This is a genomic window from Halorubrum sp. Ea1, assembly GCF_002252965.1.
Classification (GTDB): domain Archaea; phylum Halobacteriota; class Halobacteria; order Halobacteriales; family Haloferacaceae; genus Halorubrum.
The window spans coordinates 1-477 of the sequence record NZ_NHPG01000095.1; the positions used below are offsets into that span (position 1 = coordinate 1).

1 protein-coding gene is annotated in these 477 nt (G+C 59.7%); it reads left to right on the forward strand.

The window, feature by feature from the left end:
* A partial coding sequence (locus tag DJ73_RS20640; RefSeq protein WP_217900440.1) for a hypothetical protein occupies nt 1–218 on the forward strand: 218 nt, incomplete at its 5' end.
* Nucleotides 219–477 lie beyond the last annotated feature (259 nt).

Here is a 477-nt window from a genome sequence, read left to right on the forward strand (position 1 = left end):
CGGCGAGCGAAATGGCGGAGGTTGCGCCGATCGCCTGCAGGAAGCGTCGCCGCTTCGTGTTCGAGGTCGATTCGACCGAGTCGGTTGGTGTTTCTTCTGTCATCTTGTCACGTTGGTCGGCTCAGCTGGTTTTCTCGCCCGGATCCGCTTTCGGGGGTTCGGCTTTCGCCGTATCCATGCATGCCATTCGGTGGCAATATCATAAATGTTTCTATTAAAATTCCCGTTGTCAGCTGTCGAACTTGGTATACAAAGGCGGTGTGCGCCCCGGTCGACCGGCGAGAGCCAGTTCGGTCGTCGATCGTCGTTCGCGCCGGTTCGCGCGCCGCGGCCCCGTGACGCGAGTCGACCCACCGGGAGGAACCTTTTATATTCCGGGGCGGAATACGGTCAGTATGGTAATCGTTGCAGCCGTCGATCGATCGGAGAGAGCGCCGGGTATCGTCGAAGAAGCGAACGAGCTCGGCGAGGCGTTCG